Source organism: Brevibacillus composti (assembly GCF_016406105.1).
Lineage (GTDB): Bacteria > Bacillota > Bacilli > Brevibacillales > Brevibacillaceae > Brevibacillus > Brevibacillus composti.
The window spans coordinates 887702-904455 of the sequence record NZ_CP066308.1 but is presented as its reverse complement, the minus strand read 5'-3'; the positions used below and the strand labels follow the sequence as shown (position 1 = coordinate 904455).

Annotated in this window: 26 protein-coding genes; 7 read left to right on the top strand and 19 right to left on the bottom strand. The window is 53.0% G+C overall.

All coding sequences use genetic code 11. The annotated features are described in order from the left end of the window. Positions 1-4: 4 nt before the first annotated feature. Together JD108_RS04765 and JD108_RS04760 are read right to left on the bottom strand one after the other, a co-directional pair. Entirely contained in the window at positions 5-1594 is a 1590-nt protein-coding gene (locus JD108_RS04765) for a flotillin lipid rafts scaffold protein FloT (RefSeq protein ID WP_198829989.1), read from the bottom strand. Positions 1595-1599: 5 nt separating this feature from the next. Further along, positions 1600-2136, bottom strand: coding sequence for an NfeD family membrane protein (locus JD108_RS04760; RefSeq protein ID WP_198828776.1), 537 nt, complete (start codon positions 2134-2136; stop codon positions 1600-1602). Between the two features lie 232 nt (positions 2137-2368). Here JD108_RS04760 and JD108_RS04755 point away from each other — a divergent pair, with 232 nt between their 5' ends. Next, positions 2369-4108: a SulP family inorganic anion transporter gene (locus JD108_RS04755; protein WP_198828775.1), complete on the top strand. Its 1740-nt coding sequence runs from the start codon at positions 2369-2371 to the stop codon at positions 4106-4108. 16 nt (positions 4109-4124) lie between these two features. Continuing rightward, entirely contained in the window at positions 4125-4478 is a 354-nt protein-coding gene (locus tag JD108_RS04750; protein WP_198828774.1) for an ArsR/SmtB family transcription factor, read from the top strand. Positions 4479-4612: 134 nt separating this feature from the next. Here JD108_RS04750 and JD108_RS04745 read toward each other — a convergent pair whose 3' ends face one another. From JD108_RS04745 to JD108_RS04735, 3 genes are all read right to left on the bottom strand, one after another. After that, positions 4613-5068 (bottom strand): NUDIX domain-containing protein, encoded by a 456-nt coding sequence (locus JD108_RS04745; RefSeq protein WP_198828773.1) that lies wholly within the window; start codon positions 5066-5068, stop codon positions 4613-4615. Between the two features lie 13 nt (positions 5069-5081). Further along, complete coding sequence (locus tag JD108_RS04740; protein WP_198828772.1) at positions 5082-5618, bottom strand: suppressor of fused domain protein; 537 nt, start codon at positions 5616-5618, stop codon at positions 5082-5084. Positions 5619-6397: 779 nt separating this feature from the next. Further along, a complete protein-coding gene (locus JD108_RS04735; protein ID WP_198828771.1) occupies positions 6398-6955 on the bottom strand; it encodes a helix-turn-helix domain-containing protein in 558 nt (185 codons plus the stop codon). Positions 6956-7258: 303 nt separating this feature from the next. On the opposite strand from JD108_RS04735, the gene JD108_RS04730 reads away from it, so the two are divergent. From JD108_RS04730 to JD108_RS04710, 5 genes are all read left to right on the top strand, one after another. Further along, positions 7259-8290: a tyrosine-type recombinase/integrase gene (locus JD108_RS04730; protein WP_198828770.1), complete on the top strand. Its 1032-nt coding sequence runs from the start codon at positions 7259-7261 to the stop codon at positions 8288-8290. Between the two features lie 116 nt (positions 8291-8406). Beyond that, complete coding sequence (locus tag JD108_RS04725) at positions 8407-8760, top strand: hypothetical protein (RefSeq protein WP_198828769.1); 354 nt, start codon at positions 8407-8409, stop codon at positions 8758-8760. A gap of 222 nt (positions 8761-8982) precedes the next feature. Further along, positions 8983-9420 carry an RNA-binding protein gene (locus tag JD108_RS04720; RefSeq protein WP_198828768.1) on the top strand — a complete coding sequence of 146 codons (438 nt, stop codon included), beginning with the start codon at positions 8983-8985 and terminating at the stop codon, positions 9418-9420. Next, positions 9356-9664 carry a helix-turn-helix domain-containing protein gene (locus JD108_RS22775; protein ID WP_407649399.1) on the top strand — a complete coding sequence of 103 codons (309 nt, stop codon included), beginning with the start codon at positions 9356-9358 and terminating at the stop codon, positions 9662-9664. Before JD108_RS04720 ends, JD108_RS22775 begins: the two co-directional genes overlap by 65 nt. A 111-nt stretch (positions 9665-9775) precedes the next feature. Beyond that, complete coding sequence (locus JD108_RS04710; protein ID WP_198828766.1) at positions 9776-10195, top strand: hypothetical protein; 420 nt, start codon at positions 9776-9778, stop codon at positions 10193-10195. 45 nt (positions 10196-10240) lie between these two features. Here JD108_RS04710 and JD108_RS04705 read toward each other — a convergent pair whose 3' ends face one another. Genes JD108_RS04705 through JD108_RS04645 form a run of 14 tightly spaced genes read right to left on the bottom strand, consistent with a single transcriptional unit; the run spans position 10241 to position 16752 of the window. Next, a complete protein-coding gene (locus JD108_RS04705) occupies positions 10241-10441 on the bottom strand; it encodes a hypothetical protein (protein WP_198828765.1) in 201 nt (66 codons plus the stop codon). A 12-nt stretch (positions 10442-10453) separates the two neighbouring features. Beyond that, positions 10454-11128, bottom strand: a complete 675-nt coding sequence (locus tag JD108_RS04700; protein WP_198828764.1) for a M23 family metallopeptidase — start codon at positions 11126-11128, stop codon at positions 10454-10456. Beyond that, positions 11115-11477, bottom strand: a complete 363-nt coding sequence (locus JD108_RS04695) for a hypothetical protein (protein WP_198828763.1) — start codon at positions 11475-11477, stop codon at positions 11115-11117. Before JD108_RS04695 ends, JD108_RS04700 begins: the two co-directional genes overlap by 14 nt. A 4-nt stretch (positions 11478-11481) precedes the next feature. Continuing rightward, positions 11482-11727, bottom strand: a complete 246-nt coding sequence (locus JD108_RS04690; protein WP_198828762.1) for a hemolysin XhlA family protein — start codon at positions 11725-11727, stop codon at positions 11482-11484. A gap of 29 nt (positions 11728-11756) precedes the next feature. Beyond that, the gene (locus JD108_RS22540; RefSeq protein WP_267459303.1) at positions 11757-11891 is read right to left on the bottom strand and encodes a CD1375 family protein; all 135 of its coding nucleotides are present in this window, start codon (positions 11889-11891) and stop codon (positions 11757-11759) included. Positions 11892-11934: 43 nt separating this feature from the next. After that, on the bottom strand, positions 11935-12048 hold the full coding sequence (locus JD108_RS22535; protein ID WP_267459302.1) for a CD1375 family protein: 114 nt from the start codon (positions 12046-12048) through the stop codon (positions 11935-11937). Beyond that, the gene (locus JD108_RS04680) at positions 12048-12239 is read right to left on the bottom strand and encodes a hypothetical protein (RefSeq protein ID WP_198828760.1); all 192 of its coding nucleotides are present in this window, start codon (positions 12237-12239) and stop codon (positions 12048-12050) included. The genes JD108_RS22535 and JD108_RS04680 overlap by 1 nt, the downstream gene beginning before the upstream one ends. Beyond that, on the bottom strand, positions 12239-13657 hold the full coding sequence (locus tag JD108_RS04675) for an Ig-like domain-containing protein (RefSeq protein ID WP_198828759.1): 1419 nt from the start codon (positions 13655-13657) through the stop codon (positions 12239-12241). The genes JD108_RS04680 and JD108_RS04675 overlap by 1 nt, the downstream gene beginning before the upstream one ends. 56 nt (positions 13658-13713) lie before the next feature. Then, entirely contained in the window at positions 13714-13989 is a 276-nt protein-coding gene (locus tag JD108_RS04670) for a hypothetical protein (RefSeq protein ID WP_198828758.1), read from the bottom strand. Beyond that, positions 13986-14270, bottom strand: coding sequence for a hypothetical protein (locus JD108_RS04665; protein WP_198828757.1), 285 nt, complete (start codon positions 14268-14270; stop codon positions 13986-13988). Before JD108_RS04665 ends, JD108_RS04670 begins: the two co-directional genes overlap by 4 nt. Next, the gene (locus JD108_RS04660; RefSeq protein ID WP_198828756.1) at positions 14267-14821 is read right to left on the bottom strand and encodes a putative phage tail protein; all 555 of its coding nucleotides are present in this window, start codon (positions 14819-14821) and stop codon (positions 14267-14269) included. The genes JD108_RS04665 and JD108_RS04660 overlap by 4 nt, the downstream gene beginning before the upstream one ends. Then, positions 14814-15872, bottom strand: coding sequence for a baseplate J/gp47 family protein (locus JD108_RS04655; protein WP_198828755.1), 1059 nt, complete (start codon positions 15870-15872; stop codon positions 14814-14816). The genes JD108_RS04660 and JD108_RS04655 overlap by 8 nt, the downstream gene beginning before the upstream one ends. Next, positions 15872-16309 (bottom strand): DUF2634 domain-containing protein, encoded by a 438-nt coding sequence (locus JD108_RS04650; protein ID WP_198828754.1) that lies wholly within the window; start codon positions 16307-16309, stop codon positions 15872-15874. The genes JD108_RS04655 and JD108_RS04650 overlap by 1 nt, the downstream gene beginning before the upstream one ends. Beyond that, positions 16306-16752 carry a DUF2577 domain-containing protein gene (locus JD108_RS04645; protein WP_198828753.1) on the bottom strand — a complete coding sequence of 149 codons (447 nt, stop codon included), beginning with the start codon at positions 16750-16752 and terminating at the stop codon, positions 16306-16308. The genes JD108_RS04650 and JD108_RS04645 overlap by 4 nt, the downstream gene beginning before the upstream one ends. Positions 16753-16754 lie beyond the last annotated feature (2 nt).

Genomic DNA, 16754 nt, shown 5'->3' with positions numbered 1-16754 from the left:
GGCCCTAGGACTGCGCGGGCTGATCAGGAGACGCCTGTGGCGAATCGCTGGCGGCGACAGTGGCTGCCGCCTCCGAAGCGGACTGGCTGCCGAGCAGCTTTTCCGCCGCTTGCTTGAGAGCCGCCGGATCGCTCGGTTCCGCTTTCATGAACCCGGCGATAATCCGGTTCATATCCACGCCCGAGACATCCTTTACCATTTCCGGCAATTGGGCCATCAGCTTCGTGACGTTGCCGCTGAGGCGATTCACACCGTCTCCCTGGCCGCCGCCGGCATCGACGATCGTCACTTTGTCGATCGCCTTCATCGGCTCGGCAATTTTCTCAGCCAGTTCAGGCAGCATCTTGGCGATGATGTCGAGAACCGCGGCCTGACCGAATTTTTCGAATGCTTGCGCCAGCTTCTCTTTCCCTTCCGCTTCCGCTTCGAGCTTCAAACGGGTCACTTCGGCTTCCGCCGTACCGCGCGCCTTCTCCGCTTCGGCGATGGCCAGACCTTCCAGTCTCTTTTGCTCCGCCTGCGCTTTTGCCTCCGCCTCGATGCGGTACTTGAGGGCGTCTGCTTCGCGGATCTTCTTCGCCTTCTCCGCTTCCGCCGCTTGCTCCACCGCATAGCGGTCGGCGTCTGCCTTCTTCTTCACCTCGGCGTCATACTGCCGCTCGCGGCGCAGAATTTCCTTTTCCTCCAGCTCAATCTCTTTTTGCTTGCGGACGATCTCGATCTTCATTTCCTCTTCCGTCACCTGCTGCTTGGCGACGGCTTCCTGCAGCTTATAGGCTTGGTCTGCGGATGCCCGGGCTTTATCCTGCTCCTGCTTAAACGCCGCAATCTTCAGTTCCTTCTCCTTTTCCGACTCGGCGATATGCGTCTCCTTCAACAGCTCGGCCTTGCGCGCTTCCTGCTCCGCCTGCGCCTGCTTGATCCGCGCTTCCTTGTCCGCTTCCGCCTGGGAGATCATCGCGTCCCTCTTCACGGCAGCGATTTGCGGGATTCCCAGCGCTTGCAGGTAGCCGTTTTTATCGCGAACATCCTTAATCGTAAAGCTGACGACGGAGAGACCCATCTTTTTCAGGTCTTTTGCGGCTACCGCCTGCACTTCCTGGGCGAAACGCTCCCGATTCTTGTAGATCTCCTCGACCGTCATGCTGCCCAGAATGGCACGCAGATAGCCTTCCAGGACCTCCTGCGCCTCTTGCTTCAGCGCGTCATCGCTTTTGCCCATGAACTGCTCGGCGGCCGTCGCGATGTCATCGATCGATCCGCCTACCTTGATAATCGCCACGCCGTCAGCCATCACCGGAACGCCCTGTTCGGTGTAGACCTCGGGTGTGGATACATCCAGCTTGTGCGACAAGAGGCTGAGGAAATTGGCTTGTTGGAAAATCGGCAGGATAAAAGCGCCGCCGCCTCGCACAATTTTCATCTTCCTTCCAGTCTCATCGCTCAGGACATTTTTGCTGCCCAAAAAGCTGCCAGTCACGATCATGGCTTCATCAGCGCCGACCGTTTTGTAGCGGGCCCAGAATGCAATGCCCAGCACGACAAACACGCTGACGACTGCCACGACTACGGTAAAAATAACGGGATCATTCATCATCGTCACATGCTCTCCTTATCCTCAGAATTTTGAAGCGGGGCAACATACAGAACGTGATCCCGGACATCGATCACGACGACGCGCGTCCCCTCGCGGATCATTTCCTTGTCAAAGCTGGCTGCCATGTGATTGCTCCTTCCGCTCACCATCGAAATGATCACTTCACCCAGCCCGTCTGCAGGCACCGTGGTCAAGACCTCTCCGACCATGCCTGCAAGCTGCTGCATCGAGTAGCCCACGGAGCTCTCTGCATTCTCCATCGGCTTGATCCAGGTAAAGTAAGCGGCGACAGCAATCACCATTCCCGCCAACACAGCTATTCCAGCCACCATCAACGGCGAGAAGGAGGTAAACCGGTTCAGCAGAAACCCGCTCGCGCCGAAGGCCGTCAGTCCGCTGACGAGAAGGATCGGCTGGAGCACCGGCAGCTCGGTCTGTGCCATCCACTCCGATGCGGCATCGCCAAAAAACAAGGTGATCAAGGTATAGACGAGTCCCGTAATCATACAAACCAAATAGATGATGTCCCACACGCCCATTCTGTCACCCCCTTCCAAAAATGTGTCTATTTCTCATACGGTTCAGAAGCGAAAACGTTTCGCTTTACAGGCAAATTAAATACCGGAACCGATGAACAGGACCGCCAAGACGCGGGACAGACGCTTCCGCTGATTGATTTGATGTGAGGTTTGACAGTCATGCTTATCCGGTGTTATAACATGTGTATATTTAAAAATTCAAATATACAAAATAAGATAAGAAGGGGTTTGCGTGGCACGTTTCCTGTTAGACAGATTTTCCGGTTACTCCATTCGCCATTTTCAGAGGGATCTGACCGCGGGCGTGATTGTTGGCGTCATCGCCATTCCGCTCGGGATGGCATTTGCCATTGCTTCCGGCGTGAAACCCGAGTACGGCATCTACACCACGATCATCGCCGGGATCCTCCTCGCTTTTCTCGGGGGCTCACCCTATCAAATCTCCGGACCCACCGGTGCCTTCATCCCGATCCTGTTTGGAATTGTCATTACCTACGGATATGAGAATCTGTTAATCGCTGGATTTTTGGCCGGTGTTATGTTATTTATAATGGGAATCTTGCGGCTTGGCTCTTTGATTACGTACATTCCCCGTTCGGTTACCATCGGTTTTACCAGCGGCATCGCCGTTGTCATTTTTTCTGGACAGATCGCCAATTTCCTCGGTCTATCCGGGATTGAGCGGCATGAGGATTTTCTTTCCAACCTCAAAGAAATTCTGCTTCATCTGTCCACGGTGAACCCTTACAGTGTGTTGATTGCCTGCATCAGCCTCAGCGCGATTCTCTTGATGCCGAGGCTGCACCCCCGGGTGCCTGGCCCGCTGGTCGGTCTCGTCCTCTCCAGTATGGCCGCGGCCACCCTGTTCCCGGATAAAGCGGCCACAATCGGCTCCACCTTCGGGGCGATTCCCAGCACGTTGCCCAGCCTGGCATGGCCCGAGATCAGTTGGAGCTCCGTGGCGCAGATGATCGGCCCTGCTTTCGTCATCGCTATGCTCGGCGGGATCGAGTCGCTGCTCTCGGCTGTGGTGGCCGACGGGATGACCGGAACCAAGCACAACAGCAACCGGGAGTTGATCGGACAGGGAATCACCAATATGGTCGCCCCCTTGTTCGGCGGGATTCCTGCCACGGGAGCGATCGCGCGCACTGCTACCAATATCAAAAACGGGGCCGCATCGCCCCTCTCCAGTCTGATCCATGCGTTGTTGGTCCTCTTGGTCCTGCTCCTGTTTGCGCCGTATGCCTCCGCGATCCCATTGGCCAGCATGGCGCCCATCCTCATGGTCGTCGCCTGGAACATGAGCGAGCGCAAAGTCTTTGCCCATATCCTGAAAAGCCGCACCAGCGACTCTTTGATCCTGGTGGTTACGTTTCTTTTGACCATTTTCGTCAATCTGATGGTGGCAGTCGAAGTGGGCTTGCTGCTTGCGGCCATCCTGTTTGTCAAACGGATGAGCGACGTCCACTCGGTGGCCCAGGTACTGCCAGATTTCTCTGACAAGCATCAGAAGGTTCGTCAGCATGCCGTTCAGGAATGGCGAGATTGTCCCCAAATCAGCATCTATACGGTCGAAGGGCCGCTGTTTTTTGGAGCCGCCCAGGTCTTTGAAAAGGAAATCATGGCTGCCGTACGGAAGCACCCCCGTGTCCTGCTGCTTCGGATGGGCAAGGTTCCGTACCTGGACATCACCGGGGAGTATTATCTGCGGATGATCTGCCGCCGCCTGCACAAGCACGGAGGCATTCTCCTGATTTCCGGATTGCAGGATCAACCCCGCCAAGTCTTCATGAAGACAGGGCTGCATGCGGTCGTAGGTGAGACACACATGTTTTCCCATACGGGAGAGGCCATCACAGCGGCCTTGTCCATGCTGGATCGCGAAAAGTGCCGCGGCTGCACGCATTTTGCTTTCCATGAATGTCGCCAGCTGTCCGGTCTGCCGGAGAAAGAGGTGGCTCATTCCTAATCGAGGGAGGATTTTGATGGATTTGGAATTGCAGAAGTTTAAAGCCGACTTTTTCAAAGCACTTGCGCACCCGCTGCGCATACGCATCTTGGAGCTTCTCTCTGAGGGCGATAAAAATGTAAACGAGCTGCAAACCCTGATCGGAGCGGAGGGCTCGTCCGTCTCCCAGCAGCTCAGTGTGCTGCGGGCGAAAAATATCGTCTACGGTACCAAAGAGGGAAACCGCGTCCTCTATTCCCTCCGCGATCCGATGATTATCGATCTGCTGCAAATCGCCCGCCAGATTTTTAACAATCACCTGATCGACGCCATTACGATGTTGGACAAGTTTAATGGCGACGGCGGAAAAGACGAAGAGGTGCAGAACTGAGGCTGCTGTTGTCCCGGTCATGCGCCGGCGTACTCTGCATAGCCGGATACATGCAAAGCGTATGTCTTCGATGACACCCCTGCCCAGCGAAAAAGCGGCCCTGTCTCGCAGCTGCTTGGACAGGACCGCTTTTGTCATGAAAGGATATTCCCGAGATACTGCGGCATGTAGCCACTCTGTGTCAAAGCCTCAAACACCTGCTTACGGCGGGCCGAATTAAACAGCGGCATGACGCGGAATTCCTCCAGCGGCACCCAGCCTGCCCACTCGATCTCTTCATCCTCCAGACCGCCCGGGATCGGCGTCGTCTCCTCCCCCTTCAGACGGGCAAGCACGCCAATTCCGATGGTATGCTTCCCTTTTCCGTTTCCATCGATACGCTCATCGAGCCACAGCATGCGCTCGAATTCGACCAGAAGCCCGGTCTCTTCCCAGACCTCCCGGCGGGTGGCGTCGGGAATCGACTCCAGATAATCGACATTGCCCCCGGGCAAATTATAGCAGGGCTGACCCGAGCATTTTTCCTTGATCACCAGGATCGCCCCTTGATGCTCGACCACAACGGTGACACGCATTCGTATTTCGTCCATCCTCTTCGCTCCCTTATATAACAGGGGGACGCATGACATCCAGTGAGTTGACCCCTGCAACCGCAAACTTTCTTTCCAGGGCTTCCAGTCCTTCCCGCTGCAAAAAGCCCGCTTCCGATTCCGAGATGGCATGAAGCATCTGAAACCAGACGACACAGGCCCCATTCGTAAACAGGTCGAAGCCCTCTCCCTCATAGTCTGCCGGAGTCGCGAGCAAATACTGTAGACGGGACCCTTTACCCAGCGGTTTCCTGAGCGGGAACACATCTCCGTTCCCCAGTCTGCCCTCTTTCTCCCCCCACCGGGCGATCACCTGAGCGGCGACCTCTCCCAGATGAGAGAGATAAGTCCGGTCAAACTGGTAGGAGTACAGCAAGCACTCTACTCCTCCATATGGGTGGAGCTCCAGCGTGACATAGGTCCACCAGCCCCTTTCGCGGGTCGGCGGAAATACCGCCAAGAGACCGTCTGCCGCTTCCGAAAAGTACAGCTCTCCGCTTGCGCCAAAGTAGCGGAAGCAGTGATCATACAACTGTTTCACCACTTTCATGTATATGTGCGTCCCCGATCTTTTCATGTTTAGCTGTGCAACTACTGACGCTTCCGCTGCTCCTCTTCGCGATCATTATCGGTCAGCGAAAATCGTTTTATACCGTTACTCTTATTGTACACAACCGCACGAGAAGGGGCAAAAACGGGACAAAAAGAAGCCCTCTTCCCGTTCACATTCGGCGCTTGGTATCGGGATATTGGACGAGAAAGTGTCTGCCGCACAACGTGACATCGCGTAAATTAAAAAGAGTGTTATCCGTCTGAAGGATAATGAACCGTCCGATCGTACCGCTCTACTCCAAACACTGACTGACAAGCTGGACGACCGCGATTCAGAGATTCAGGTATTGAACCGGCGGATTTTTAAGGTCGAAGCCATTACTGAGCGCCTCACTAGCCTTTGAGTCCCAATGCCTTGACACCCTTGTAGACTTGATAGCCCCTCGAACGCCGTGATCATCTGGAGGGGCTTTACGGACCTTTGCCCATAACGAAGACCCCTTACCGTAATGTGTAAGGGGTCTTTGTTTATCCATACACCGCTTATCCGATCGAACCTTCCATTTCGAACTTGATTATTTTCGCGTTTACTCACTTTGCCCGCCTGAGCCCTTCAAAACCCGATAAACCCCGTCGCACCAAGGTTTCTCGGCAATTTCGATTGCCCGTTTTTACCCTTCTCAAAACAGGCGAAAACGGGCAAAAATTTTGCGCATTGTGGGCATTTTGTGGGCAAAAAGGGAAATGGTTATACTGGGACTACACCCTGACCTCGTACTACTTCTTGTCGAACTGGAAGCGCTCAGTAAAGGCTGGCTCGTCGGGTACTGGGGATGGCTTCTGTTCTCTTAGATCCTGCAATTGCTTTTTGAGCAGGTGGATCTCCTGCTCTGCCGCGATAAGCCTGCCTGCTCTTTCCTGAGCCGACTTGAGCAGTTGGTCATACTTGCGCTTCCAGTTGACAGCCTGCTCCTTCTTCTGTCCTTCCAGCTTATCCAATGCATCAAACAGATCGCGGGTGAGAACCGAATTCCTTTCCTCGGCCCGTTCCAATTCTTCGCGCAGCCGGGCGTTTTCTGTCTGTGAGCGCTCCAGTTCCTCTTTCAACCTCTGGATCTCTGCTTCGCACTCAGCAGCCGTGCGCTTCGTATGCTTTTCTTTCCACGAGACGATAAACTTTTCCAAAGATTCTTCCGACACCCTGTAACCGTCTTTACGCCGCTGAGGCTTCTCCGCTTCTATCTTTCCCTCTCGTACCCAGCGTTGGACCATTTGTCTGCTGCTGGTAATCCCTTCAACCTTCAATCGTTCCACAACCTCTAATACCGTAAGCATATTCCAAACCCCCGAACAAGTAAATTTACCTTTGTTGTTATGATTATAACTTTATAACATAACATAATCAAGTAAATTTACTTATATCCCAAAAATTAAAACTTACTATTGCCTAATTATAGTAAAGTGTTATAATCAAAATAGGAACGAATGTTCCGTATAAATGCATCAAAAAAGCAAAAGCCGTTCTGGTCCTGGCAGACAGAGAAAACGACTTTTGCGGCACCAGGCAGCGCCTGATAACTTCATATTAGCACAACGGGCGCTGACCTGGAATACTCATTCCAGGGAGGAAAGCCAACCATGCACGTACTGAGCATCGTCAAAACCAACGTCAACGACCTGTATCTCCGCGAGTATCTGCTCTACCTGAAATCGGACAAGGGAGCTCGCCCCAAAACCTTGGTCGGGTATGAGACCGATCTGCGGCGGTTTGCGGGACACTTCTCGACACGTGACTTGCTGGAGTTGCGGCAGCAGGACATCCGGGAGTACAAGTTCAGCCTGGTCGATGCCGGCTTGGCGCCGCGTACCGTCAACAGGGCCATATCGGTGATCAGGTCGTTTTACGAGTATTTCGTGGACCACGACGATTACGAGATCGTCAAGAACCCGGCCAAGAACATCCAAGGAATGAAAGTACCCAGGACCGTGCCGATCACATTGGGCGAGCAACAGGCCAAGACACTTCTGGATGGAATCATGCTCACCGGGAGATTCGCTGTCCGGGATTATGCGATCTTTGCAACCTTTTTATTTACCGGCATGCGTGTCAGCGAGCTGATCAGCCTCAAAACGTATGACGTCAATTTTGAGGATAGCTACATCCACGTAAGGGACGGTAAGGGCGGCAAAGACCGGGTGATCCCCGTGATCCCACAATTAGCCAACGCCCTTCAGCTGTACCTGCAGACAGGGATCGTTTACGAGGAAGCATGCAAAAGCGATAAACGTTCCGGGATCAGCCGGTATAAATGCGGCCGGCAGTATTTCGTTCACGGTCCAGACGACCAGACGCTTTTTTTGACACAAGAGGGCAAGGCATACAGTCGGAAGGGCATCGACTGGCTGTTTAAGGGGTATACCAAGCGCCTGGGCATCTATAAGGACGGACTGAGCCTCCACGCGCTCCGGCGCAGCTGCCTGACGTTTCTGCACAAGCAAGGAGTGGATCTGTTCATCCTCAAGGAGATAAGTGGACATGCGAGGGTCCAAACCTTGGAACACTATTTGGCGATCGACAACAGCAAGGTTCTGGAAGCGATGCGAGCGCACCCGCTGCACAACCACCAGATTGATCGAGGGCTGGTTGAGATGGTCCGGGGTAGCCGATAGGCTGCTTCGGGCTTATCTAAAAAGTTCACATTATGTTCTTATTGTGTTCCCCTATACATATATGTATAGTGGGTGTATAATAAAGACATAAAGAACGATACGGAGGCGATCGAAAGATGAAAGCAAGAGTGATGAAAAGAGCGCACCAAATAGCGCGGATGTTGGAAGGCGATTACGCTGCACGGATGAGCCTGGCTCTCCGCCAAGCGTGGGCGGAATCACGGGCGCCGAAATACGTAACGGTTGAGTTGCGCGAACCGAACCGGAAACAAAAGACTTGGGTGGCAAAGATCGTCGGCACTCATCCGGTATACAAGTTTGAGCGCAAGTTTATCAACTCGATTGCCTGGGGCGAAACGACTTGGGAATTGGCGGCAGGCGTCTACGAGATCTGCGAAAACGGCAAGCGTTACTTTATCCGCGTCGCCAACGGTGACTATCACCGGATTGAAGCGAACGAGGTGGCATGATGCGCGGAATCGAGATTGGGCAAAAATTTACGCGACTGACCGCGCGGGAGAAACTTGCGGAGAAGCTGCGCAACGAAGAAGCCTGGCTCTGCGATTGCGACTGCGGAGAGACAACAGTTGCTACTAAAAGCCAACTCTTGAGTGGAAGGAAAAAATCGTGCGGTTGCCTGCGGAGAGACGCCCTCTAACGTCCTGGACTTAAAAGGCAAGAGGTTTGGCAAGTTGATTGTGGTTGAGCGTGCAGGCGCCACCAAGAACCAAAACGCCTTATGGCTTTGTCAGTGCGATTGCGGCGGTACAATCGCCGCTAGGGCGACGGGCCTGCGACGAGGTGACACTATATCCTGTGGGTGTTCGAGTAAATCTATGGCACTCAATGCCCGGAAAGTGATGATTGAGGAGCAGACGATTGACGGCGTGCAGGTACCGCTACTCACAAAAAAGGTAAGATCAGATAGCCGAACTGGACATAAAGGTGTTGCCAGAAGAATCCGCAAAGGCAAAGAGTATTACGAGGTCAACATTACCCTCAAAGGGAAGCGATACCACGTTGGTACGTTTGCGGACATCAACGATGCCATAAAAGCCAGAAGAGATGCTGAGATCAAATACCACCAACCTTACATTAGAGCGCTGGAGGATCAAAAAAGTGAAAAGTGAATGGACAGGCACAGGCACATGGACAGGCTGGCAGATAGTCGGGGGTAATCTAATCAGCCCCACAGGGCGTAAGTATGGACCGTCGGACATTGAACCGGAGTATTACTCCCAGGCCGATCTTGCAAAAGCTCTCGGGGTTACGCGAGGTGCTATAGCGGATCGCATCCGGCGCGGCACCTTGCCTCCGTTCGATGTCGATAAAACCTGGAGATACGAAACAATCAAGCACCTCTTCGAAACGTGAAAATTCACAATATGTTCGTATTCGTTCCCCTATACATTATTGTATAGTCCGGTATAATAAAGATAACACCAAAGGAGTGACGGGCAAATCAAAGTAAAGGGGATATTTAGGATGAACATTGTTGAGATGTACGATCTGGTTAAAAATATCTACGAGGAAAACGAGGACAAGTACACGTTTATCGGGCTCCGTTTTGAGAACAAGGTTCGGGAGATCGGAGAAGTTTGCGAACGTAGCCGCCACAATGGAGACCGTGAAGACGAAAGAGACTTTCCGGAGTACGGCACAGAAGAGTATGAGCAAATGGAGGAGCTTGGGGGTACAAGCGCATGGGACATGACGCCAACTGGTTACGGCTATCATCCGGGTATGCACAGTTTGCGGAGAGTCGATCTTTCCAAAGATTGCAGAGAGTTCTTCTTGGCGGACCACTGCTACGTGATAGCTGGTGACTATAAAGGACGTCATGATTGCCCGGACGACGGCGAAATTGTGATTAAAGACGCGGTGGTTATCGCGCAGATATTTTAACGCAAAATAGCCCTCCCCGGACGAATCCGAAGGAGGGCATTAACGTTATTCCGTTTTCTCGCGGTGGGCATCAACGTACCCTTCCGCGAGGACATACGCAACCACCGATCCAAGCGCGGTGATCATCGCGGTCACCTTTTCGATCTCCCCCGCGTCCGTCCCGAACAAGACGAGCACCGACGCGACAAACCCGGCCAGCGCCAGCCAGAGCTTGCGGGACGAGAGTTTCCGTTTCCAATCGTTCATATTATCGGCCTCCTACCGTTTATTCGTGGCGCGGTCGGTCAATACGAAGACCAGCCACGCCATATCATCGCGCACCTTTTCCGGCTCCGAACGCAGGCGGGCCTTCCATTCTTCCGCGTTATTCAATACCGCCTTGGCCGCGAGACTGTCGATCGCCTTGTCCGCGAGTTGCAGTTGCCAATCCTTAATCGTTTCCATTACGGCCACCTCCGCTTTCTCCGTTAGTTCTGCGGCAACTACCGGCACCTTCACCGCCGCATAATGCTCCCGCAAATACGCGATTGGGTCCGTGTGCGTCCCGTACCCCTTCCGCCTCACCTCGTAATGTAGGTGAGAGCCTGTCGACCGCCCCGTACTCCCTTGCCGCCCCACCACGTCTCCGCGCTTTACACGCTGGCCTACCCGGACGGCGGCGTCATGTAGGTGCGCATACAGGTGCGTCGCCCCGCTCCGATCCTGCACCGCGACGACCACGCCAAATCCGCCATACCCCGTACCTGACACACCCTCTTTAGCGTGAGTGACCACTCCATCCGTAAAGGAGTAGATCGGCGCGAGGTGTGTTTTGACGAGGTCGATACCGGTATGAAAGGCGCTCTTCCCGGTAAATGGGTCTTTGCGCGGGCCATACGGACTTGTAATGCGATACTCTGCCAGCAGGGAGTCAACAACACTACACTCGGGCATCGTAATCCTCCCCTTTCGCCGTTTGACCCCGCCTTGAGAAGTTTTTTGCCGTACGATCGATGAAATAGCCGCCAAGAACAGTGGTTACGGGAATGATCGCCTGACCAAGCAACGATATATCGTTAAATGTGAGCGTCCCTTTCACCATCTTGTAGGCGAAAGGGACAAGGAACAGAATGTAACTGCCGACGATTGAAACGGCCATAAGGTCCGTAATGGACAGTCCATCCGAATCATTCCAAAAGCCAGCGAGTTTTTCGCTTTTTCTGACCGCTCTGAAGGCAAGGACCAGCAACGCGAGAATGGCTATAGCAGCCAGCGCGATGCCTATCTGACTGTAAGTAACCATTCGCTCACACCGCCTTTATGACAAGGTTCAATATCGCAGCAATAAGTGCTCCCAGCGCCAAACGGTTCAACCAGGTCAGTGTAGTTTTGATGTCTTTTACATCCTGCGCCACCGTGTCCATCCGTTGTTCAGTCATCGCCTGTCTCACCTCCAGTTGGCGAACGCGATCTTCTAATGTATCCATGATCATCACCCACTCTTCTCTATCTAACCCCGATCGGTTCGGGGTGGGCTCCTGTCGTGCTGTCATGAAAAAAGCCCTCTCCACTGGAAAGAGCGTTATGTCAGAGGTTTTCCGTCCGTTCCAAGGCCAAGAGCCTCGAGATCGGCTTGTACCGATGGTTGCAAAATCGCCGGTACGCTTTCAAACGTGCGACGACCGGCAATAATCAAAGCCACATAGATTGCTACCATGAACCCATCACCTCCCTTCAGGGAAATGAGCCAAAGGCCAATGTTATGAAGAAGCGTCTGCATCGAGCATCGCCTGCACTTCCTCGCGAAGATTGGCTGGTACTTGATCGATTGTTCGTCGTCCGGCTTTCACCAGGTTGTAGTAAATCAATGCCACTATGGGGTTCCTCCGATCTGTTCCTTGAGAGCAAGCAACTCCTCGTATACTTGAGCCGTTGCTTCCATGATGGTCAACTTGTCCTCTTTTTCTGCTGCCAGTTCTGCTTGGAGCCTTACGACTTTCGCTTCTGGTGTTTCCAGTTCATCTTCACGAATTTGGGTGATGGCCTTTACGTTTTGAAACTTCATCAGTCAAACGCACCTCCGAATCCGTCCAATCTAGCGCGCTCAGTGGCAGTACCCTTCGCGATGACTACCCAAATATCAATACGCCAGTCCTGTGCCGTTCTTGTCTGGTTGGTGAAGAGATAACCCCTTCCGGCTGTTACCGCTGCCGTAGCATCTTCCCATGTTGGCTCCGCGTCGAGGGCATTGTTGCAAACCTTAACACTCTCGATTGATGATCCTGGTGGCAAGTACCGCTCAAGAGTGACCAGTACCCGTTTGGGCATGCCATCCAGAGTGAAGTGGGCTGCCACAGCTGGGTTGTCAAAGTTGAGTAGAAACTCAATATGTGTCTCCGTCCGGGTGAAGGTAAACGTCCTGGTCGACGTCAGACCGTTGCTGTCAGTTGCCTCCACAGTCAACGTGTGGGGCGTGTCCAGGTCTAGCCGGATCCACAGATCATGGGGGATCGTTATCGTTTCCTCCTGGCCAGCGACACCCGGGAAAGTGCGGATCACGGTACCGTTAATTTTCTCGGTCACGGTAAAAGGATTGCTTTCCGGATCTGTGACCGTGTATGTTCGGCTTGGCGGCGTCATGATGGTGCCCAGATCCGCATTTTCTCCGCTAATCACCGGCGGCCGGTTGTGAATCACGCGAAACTTGCGTGTGATCTCCGCACTCTTACCGCCCTGGTCGTCCTCGGCCCATACGGCAAGGGTGTGGTCAACGCCCTCGGCCAGATCGGCGCCGACGATATCCGTGGAACCATCAAACAGCCGCTTGTTGCTGTACGTGAGGGCCTTGGAAAAAGAAATAGGGCTGCTGCCATCCGAGACTCCGGAGGCAATCGCCCTGTTTGTTCCGCCGTTGATTCGATATTTGACCGTAACCACGTTGCCGTTATCTGTGTCGCCGGCCGTTCCCTCAACCAGCATTGTGTTTCCTTCCGCTAATGTCTGATTATCGGAAGGAGACGTTAAGTTAAGTGTCGGGACTGCGTTGACTGAATACTCTAGCCCTAAGTTTTGGTCTGCTGCTGTTATTGCTGTTGGGTTATTGATAAAATCCGGATTGTACGTTCCGTTTGCATACAAATAAACATCTGGATAGTCTACAGCTGCTGAATCACTCCCGTAAATATCTAAGAAGTTTGTTCCGTCTACGCCTATCCAATAATCGGTATTGGCCTGCAATTCTATTTGCGTGATAGGGAACGTCCACCATTGTAAGGTAGTGTTTATCACTACAGCCGAACCCGTTGAAATTTTCGTACCTGCGGTGTTTTTTATCCACGGCGTTGCATTTACCGAGCCACCGGATTTTGTATAAAAGTACAATGCGCTAACTTTCATTTTCTTTTTTGGTTTTATTTTTACCGCAAATCCTGCTGAGTTAGCATATGTCCCGCCATTAGGGTAACTATGCTTTAAAGTTGTCATTCTCTCAATCCTTTCCTATCGTAGATGGCCGTTATTGGCAGGTTTCCACATTATCCCTACACCTCCAACCGACTCTGCGCCTCGTTGTAGTAGCCCCTAATCACCCGGATAGCGCTGATGGTGGAAAGATCATCATCAAATTTGTTGTACAGGAAATTCTCCGGCAGCACGCTTTCCATCGTGTTCATCCGGGTTTTCAGGTTTGACACGTCTGCAGAGAGCTGAGCAATTTGCGCGTGCGCATCTGCGATACCCTGCTCCCAGCGGTTAATGTCCTGTTCCGTGACGTCATCATCGTATTTCCAATCCAACTTTGGGTTATAACTACTCATCTTGTCTCACCCCTAACCTCAAACTCAAAACGGAATGCCAGTCGCTGCTGATCCGCAACAGTAATGCTGGGCATCCGCTCGGTGATCAGGTTACCTTTCTCATCGTACAGCCTAATGGATGTCACTTCCGTGATCCCTTGCTGGCTCAATGTTTCCACGACGATCGTCCGGCCGTTCCGAGTAACGCTTTGAATCGGGACGGTTTGATTATTCGCGACGAGTGACCCAATCCGGTTTTTCAGGTCTTCGGCGGCGCGGGCCAAATATGCGTTGTCAATCATACGATCACCTCTGTCTGATACTTAATCGGCTTCATTCCGACACGGAACTCAGACACCTTATGGTACCGGCGTTGGCTGACAGTCACCTTATCTGATATCACCAAGTCGGAACTGTTTCCCATGTCATACTCCACATCAATATGCGCCTGCTTGACGTCCTCCAGTGCAGCCGCGACGGTAATGAGGTTTAGGTTGGTGAGCCCGTTAAAATGGATTTTAATCCTACCCGTAAAGGTTACCCGTCGGACTTTATCGGTGTAGGCACTCACAATGGCGTGCGCCATCGTGGCTGTAAATTTGCCGGTTGCGCGCATCTTCGCCATAACAGCTGCCCTGCGTTCCTCCAGTGGAGATGGATCCGTTTTTAACTCATATTCCTTTTCATACAAAAGCAAGCCCCAAGTTGCGGTGGTCACCGACATCTGGGCCTGCAGGTCTGCTATGGCTTCATCTCTGCTGGAAAACTCCGGTTCGACAGACGCAAAGAATGACTTTAACACCTCGGACCGGCGCATAAAGGGTGCCAATCTATTGATCATCTTATCAGCCATCCACCGTCACCGTCCCTAGTACAGCTACTTCTTCAGTGTCAATGGAGATATTGGCGGTTCCCCCGTTTACAGTCAGGCCAGAGTAGTCCTCCACGCCCTCGCTTTCCAGGATGGCCGCCCCGATCTTCGCGTAACTGACCACCGGCTCCACGAAAGCGATCTCTTTCAGATACTGCCGCAAACGCTCTTGGATGTTCTCCGTTGCTTGTTGCAGGGTGTATCCGGCCGAGAGTGTGATCGTGACGGAAACGTCGATGTCCACCCCGGTCGCGCTTACCACGGTGCAATACGCACCAAGAGGTGCTGCGCCGCTTCCGTCACCAGCGATGCCTGGATCAATGTACTCTTGCACAGCGTCCACGATGGATTGACTGGCCGGCTTTCTGTCACTGTCGATGATGACCACCTTCACCGTGTTGTCGCCGTTCCAGAGGGGAATGACCCGAGCATCTCCAACACCGGGTACCTCCTTCGCCCAGTTCTTGTAGTGGTGCTTATTGCCGCTCGTTGCTGGCGTGCGGATCCGCTCATAGTACCGCTGCAGCAAGTCCACATCAGACTCCGCGTCAAATCCGTCTGTGGTCGGAGAGGGATTGGTGACAGCCGTAAATCCGGCCAGTGTAACCGGAAACATGGTGATCGTGTTCGCTGGGACGTTCCCGCTGCTGCCAGGGACAACGGCCCTTATCGACACTGTGCCGGACATCACAATGTTCTTCTTTTCAGTCGCCTCGAACTGTACTCCTCCGGGCGTCTCGAACAGATCACCCACATTAATCGCCCCGGTTCCCGTCACGACTACGCTGCCCACGGACCTGGTCGCCTCTTTCCGTTCGATGCCAGTCCGCTCTTTGATCCGTTGAGCCAACTCGTCTCCTGCCAAGTTCTCGATGCTCAACTTTTCTTTCGCCGTTTCGATTGACTGATCCGTTTTTTCAAACCGTTCCGCAACCGGCGCCAAAGCGTCGTACATAAAATTCCCAGCCCGTTTGTCGTACGAACTGGGAACAGCGTTCAGCATCTCGGTAAGTATTTCGTTCTTGGTAGACATTAGACTGTCACCGCCCCTTGTGTTGTCCCAAAGATACTCACGACGTCAAAACTGATTGTCAGCCCGGAACCAGACTGATCAAAAGAGAAGTTATCTACCTTCGTTATCGCGGAGTTTTGAAGGAGCGCCTCCCGAATCATCCGCTCATATTCGGCCTTGGAGAAGTCCGGGTGAAAGTTTTGTCCGATCAGTGTGTGATGTTCACTTCCAAAACCCGTCCCTTCATAGATCAGGGAATCTTTCATAGTGTGCAAGGCCTTTTCCACCCAGACCTTCACATACTCAATCCCAGTGACTTCGACCAGGTGTCCGTCCCGCAAAACAAAATCGCCCTTTGCGAAGTCCCACAAGAACGTTTTGTGGACCGTCTCATGCGATGTTTGCTGGATAAGGTTGGCTTCAGGAATTTCCAACTGAGCAACTTGAGGCAGCGTCATATTTTGCTCTCCTTCCACACTTTATCAAGGACATACCATTTCTTCCAGTCCTGGTCAGGAATCATGATCACCTGGTCCCCTTCTTGCAGGGGAGTGGTCAGTTTGGCCATGACCTTGTTGTTCTCCCCGGCGGCCGCAGGGATAGACAGCCGCTTGATGCGCTCAGTCAGGTCTCCGCCTACTTCGCGGTGGAATGTGATGGTGGCCGGATTGCTGGCGTCGTTTCCCACCATATTGGCTTCCGTTATCTCGATGTTTGTCCCGGCCATCAACCGCTCCGCGACGATCAGTTTTTCCTGCTCAAGAAGGACGTTATCCCCGTACTGGATGCGGAGAGGAGATATGCTCAGAACCTTCCCCACAACCGGAGCCGTGCTCTTGGGATTTCGATTCTGTTTATGCATCTCTGCGATTTTTTGAGCTAATCGATCAATACTGTCCATTT